Here is a 4,384-nt window from a genome sequence, read left to right as displayed (position 1 = left end):
GGCAGCAGCGCGTCCCCCAGGTAAACCGTGCCGTCCAGGTCGAAGATGTAGGCATCGTAGAAGTGGTTGGGCAGTGGGTAGGCAGACGACAAGGGGTATACTCCCACGAATTAGGAATTAGGAATTACGAATTAGGAATCGAAATCGGAGTATGTGCCGGGCTGTGATGTTGATCGCCAGGCGTTGAAGCATGACGCGATTATATCGCATCGTGAGTGACCGGCGCGTCTCTTTGGCAACAGGAAGGGATGTCAGTTGAACACACGCGAAACGCTACTACAACGATTGGAAGCCATCGGCACGTCCCTGGCGGGCGACGAGGACGCCCTGGCGCTCCTCTCCCTCGGCTCGGTGGGGCAAGAACTGGATCGCCTGGACGAGTTTTCGGATCTGGACTTTTTCGTTGTCGTCCGGCGGGGTGCTAAGCAGCGCTTCCTGAGCGATCTGGGTTGGCTAGACGCCGTCGCGCCCGTGGTGTTCTCCCACCGCGGCACGCGCGACGGCTTGCATATCCTGTTCGCCGACCGCATCTATTGCGAGATGGCTATTTTCACTGTCGCGGAACTGGGGCGCAGCCACTACACGCCGGGCCGGCTCATCTGGAAGCGCTCCAGTGTGGATGAGAGTCTGGCCGAGCCGGCCACGCCGCTCCCCGCACCGCGCCCGCCAGCCGTGACACTACTGCTGGGCGAGATCCTGTGCAACCTGTACGTGGGCGCACAACGCTACCGCCGCGGCGAACAACTGGCCGCGGCGCGGGAGGTGCAATGGTACGCGCTAGATCGGATGCTGGAATTGGCCCCACACCTGGAGACAGAGATGACGGCCCGCCGCGATCCGTTCGCCCCCACACGCCGCTTCGAGCAGCGCTTCCCGCAGATGGCCGTCCACCTGGCCGCCTTCCAGCCCGGCTATGAGGGGACACTGGAGGCAGTGAGGGCCATGCTGGACTTCCTGGAACCGCGTGTCGAACTCAACCCAGCCATGGTCGCCGCCATCCGCGAGATGCTGTGACCATGACTGAGCGAGTGCGGCTACTCGGCCAGATGGTCGCGCACCAGCGCCAGCAACTCCGCTCGCTCGACAACAGAAAACTCGTCAGCCGCTTCAATACCCGCCAGCATCTCCTCAGCCCCCAACACCGATTTCTCGCCCGTAAAGTATGGCATACCAATGCGCGACAGCGCCGCCCACAGACGCCGCTCGAAGCGAAAGCGGCTGGCGCGCAGGGCAGCCACCGCCGGACGAAGGCGCGGGTCTGGAAAGAACGCCTCATGACGGTTCAGCGCGGCGGTAAAGCCGGCTTCCCACTCCACGGCGGCATCGCAAGGCCAGTCGGGCCGCGCCAGGTCAACGTGGACGACAAAGGGCTGACCGTCATCGCGCAGATAGAGCAGCGCCACCGTCTGCCGCGTCTGGCGGGTGAATGCGCTGCCGGAGGCGATGGCCCCCGGATTGACCAGCCATACGCCATCGTGCTGCGTCACGAAAGGCACGTGCAAATGGCCGAAGACCATGAGACGCGCCCCGGCGCGCCGGGCCTGGGCCGCGCGCTGGGCCAGCTTGGGCCGCCAGTCGTCGCCGATGCGGGAGGCCATCTCCGCCTCCCGGTCCGGCAGGTGGCCGTGACACAGCAGCAGCCGGTGGCCGCCCAGCGTCAAGAGTTGCTGGTAGGGTAGTTCGCGCTGTGCCTCGTCCGTCTCGTCGTTGCCGTGGACGGCCACGACCGGCGCGGCGGCGCTTAGCTCATCGAGCACCCATAGCCGGCCGACGTCGCCGGCGTGGAGCACCAGATCGACGCCGCGAAACACGTCGAAGACGGCCGGAGGCAGTTGGGGCCAGCGCTTGGGCATGTGGGTGTCGGAGATGAGGCCCAGGCAGGCGATGACCCTTTCGGGGGCGAGCGCAGGGGGCATAAGGGTGTGATTCATGAGAGACAGTGTAACAGCGGGCGGGTGCTGTTCGCTCGCCTGGAAGCCTACGGGGGAGCGTCGCTTAGGTGGCGCTGGCCTACTGCGGGGAACGTTGGCAGGCGGCCGTTGGTGGATTACAATCCGGGTCGCAGGCTAACAGCCCGCGCTACGGTAAGGATCATCGTGAACTTGCGCCGCTTCGCCCTCCTGCTGGTCAGTCCACTACTGCTGTTAGTGGCGCTTTTGAGCATCATTAACGGCCTCTCCTTCTACGCGGCGACGAACCCGGCGGCTGTGGTCGCCGCCAGTCTGTCGCCGGCTACCGTGCAGATGGAGCGCATCTACTACCTGGCGGCGCGGGTGCTGCTTTTCCCCTTGCAGATCATCTTCATCATGATCGCCTTCAGCGCGGCGCTGTGGGTTTTCCGGCGGCGGCAGGTCGTCGCCGGCTGGGTGCTGGGGGAGCCGGTGGCCGAACGGCTGGCCCCGGCCGAGCCGGATGAGGCCCGGCCCGCCGTCCTCCGCCCCGAGCGCCGCCGTACGCTGCAACAGATTCTCGCCAGCGTCATCGCCATCCTCGCCATCGTCGTGGCTCTCGTGCTCAGCCTTGGCCAGTTCGTGCCCCGAGGAGAGTTGGCTGTGGTCATCGCCGCCCTGACCAGCAGCCTGACCTGGGGTGCCCGGCTGCCCATCGGTGATCTACTGGGCGGCATCAGCACCCTGTTCGAGAACAACTACACCGTCGGCGACCGCATCCTCTATCGCCAGTTCGACCAGCGGGTAGAGGGCGCGGTTGAGAGCGTTGATCTGCGCTTCATGGCCGTGCGCACCGACTCGGGCGAGATCGTAACCATCCCCCACGGCGATCTGCGCATCTTCCGCAACTACAGCCGCGGCGACCAGGTCGGGGTATATGCCACCTTCCCGGTCGCGGCGAGTGATCTGAGCCGGGCTGTGGCGCTGCTTAACGAACTGGCCCCCGACTCGCCGCTGCTCGTGCCGCAACTGCTGGAGCCGTGGCAACCGATGTCGTTGGAGGGCCGGTTGGGCAGCGTCGTCGACCTAAACCTCTACGGCAAGACAACGCCGGGCAGCGAGGACGATCTGCAACTGGCGCTGCATGCCGTGGTGCTGACGCGACTGGCGGCGGCCGGCATCATGCTCCAGGCGCGCGGAGGGGCAAAGTGAGGCGGCGGCTGCTCATCCTTATCGTCGCGCCGCTGCTTGCTGCCGTTGCTCTGGGCGCGCTGGCCGTCGGCTTGCTCCAGGCGGCCCACATTGACGAACTCCAACTGTTCCAATCTATCGTCGGAGCAGAACCGCTGCCGGAGTGGCTGATCGATACCTATGAACTACTGCGCGTACCGCTGCGGGTGGCGTTCGTCGTCGTCATCTTCCTCTTGGCCTGGCTGGTCACGCGCGTCAGCCGGCGGCTGGCCGGCTGGATGCTGCGCATCGCCCGCTACGAGGGCTTCCGGCCGGCGACGTCCGCTCCCCTGGTCTTCGATGCGGTGCTGGAGAAAGCGCCCCTGTCGCCGGCCGAGCGGCGGCATCACACCGTCCTCCTGCTAGTCGCCAGCCTCATTAACGCCTCGGCCTTTGTGATCGCCTTTATTCTGGCCGCGGGGCAGTTCGTCAGCCTCGTCAATCTGGCGGTCATCTCGACCGTCGTCGCCAACGCCTTCGGCTTCGCCGCTCGCGACTTCATCGGCGACTTGCTCAACGGCGTCAGCAACATCTTCGAAGATCGCTTCGACGTGGGCGACAACATCTCCATCTTCAAGGTGGGCGACACGGTGGAGGGGATCGTCGAGCGGGTGACGGTGCGCACCCTGAGCATCCGCACGCGGGGCGGCGAGCTGATCGTCGTGCCTCAGGGCGAGGTGCGCACCTTGCGCAACTACAGCCGGGGCAGCTTCAGCGGGACCAGCATCACCGTGCGCGTCCCGGCCTCCGACCTGCCGGCGGCGATGGCCGTGCTACTGGCGTTGGCCGACGAGGCCCCGATGCTGCTGCCGGACTTGCTCGCGCCGTGGAAGGTGGTCAGCCAGGATGGGACGCTGGGCGAAGCAGCCGAAATTCTCATCCACACCAAGGCGCGCTACGGCCACGGGGCGGGCCTGCGGCTGCGCATCATGACGCTGGTGGGCGACCGGCTGGCGCTGGCGGGCGTGCGCCTGGCGGGTTAGCCAAGTCTGTTTCGCTCCATCCAGCCTACGGCAAAATCAACCAGTGTTCGCTGAGGCATCAGTCGGGCCTCGGCCCGGCCGACGCGGCCGACGCGGGCCAGCCCCGTCTCGCGCTCGAACGCCGCGCCGATGAGCGGGAAATCCTCATCGTTAAGCGCTGTGTCGCGCAGGTGAACCCACTCGCGGCGGCCATCGATCCGCACCGGCGCGCCCTGGGCCAGCGGCTTTTTGCCCGGATAGTTGGCGCGGTATTCGGCCAGGTGGAGCGAGCTGTTGTTGCCG

The 4,384-nt window shown here is 66.2% G+C and carries 5 protein-coding genes; 3 read left to right on the top strand and 2 right to left on the bottom strand.

What is annotated here, in order from left to right; translation table 11 throughout:
• Positions 1-255: 255 nt before the first annotated feature.
• Positions 256-1,014, top strand: a complete 759-nt coding sequence (locus ACE3UY_RS19185) for a hypothetical protein (RefSeq protein ID WP_374689089.1) — start codon at positions 256-258, stop codon at positions 1,012-1,014.
• Positions 1,015-1,034: 20 nt separating this feature from the next.
• Here ACE3UY_RS19185 and ACE3UY_RS19180 read toward each other — a convergent pair whose 3' ends face one another.
• Complete coding sequence (locus tag ACE3UY_RS19180; protein WP_374689088.1) at positions 1,035-1,916, bottom strand: metallophosphoesterase family protein; 882 nt, start codon at positions 1,914-1,916, stop codon at positions 1,035-1,037.
• A 180-nt stretch (positions 1,917-2,096) separates the two neighbouring features.
• Here ACE3UY_RS19180 and ACE3UY_RS19175 point away from each other — a divergent pair, with 180 nt between their 5' ends.
• Together ACE3UY_RS19175 and ACE3UY_RS19170 are read left to right on the top strand one after the other, a co-directional pair.
• Positions 2,097-3,101 (top strand): mechanosensitive ion channel family protein, encoded by a 1,005-nt coding sequence (locus tag ACE3UY_RS19175; protein ID WP_374689087.1) that lies wholly within the window; start codon positions 2,097-2,099, stop codon positions 3,099-3,101.
• Complete coding sequence (locus ACE3UY_RS19170; protein WP_374689086.1) at positions 3,098-4,102, top strand: mechanosensitive ion channel family protein; 1,005 nt, start codon at positions 3,098-3,100, stop codon at positions 4,100-4,102. The genes ACE3UY_RS19175 and ACE3UY_RS19170 overlap by 4 nt, the downstream gene beginning before the upstream one ends.
• Here ACE3UY_RS19170 and ACE3UY_RS19165 read toward each other — a convergent pair.
• Positions 4,099-4,384, bottom strand: a 286-nt coding sequence (locus ACE3UY_RS19165) for an AAC(3) family N-acetyltransferase (protein WP_374689085.1), incomplete at its 5' end; no start/stop codon positions are given. The two genes, ACE3UY_RS19170 and ACE3UY_RS19165, sit on opposite strands and share 4 nt — an antisense overlap.

It is taken from the genome of Promineifilum sp. (SeqCode) (assembly GCF_041918635.1).
In the GTDB taxonomy this organism is placed as follows: Bacteria; Chloroflexota; Anaerolineae; order Promineifilales; family Promineifilaceae; genus Promineifilum.
The sequence above is the reverse complement of the archived record's forward strand: the minus strand, read 5'-3'. Positions and strand labels throughout refer to the sequence as shown.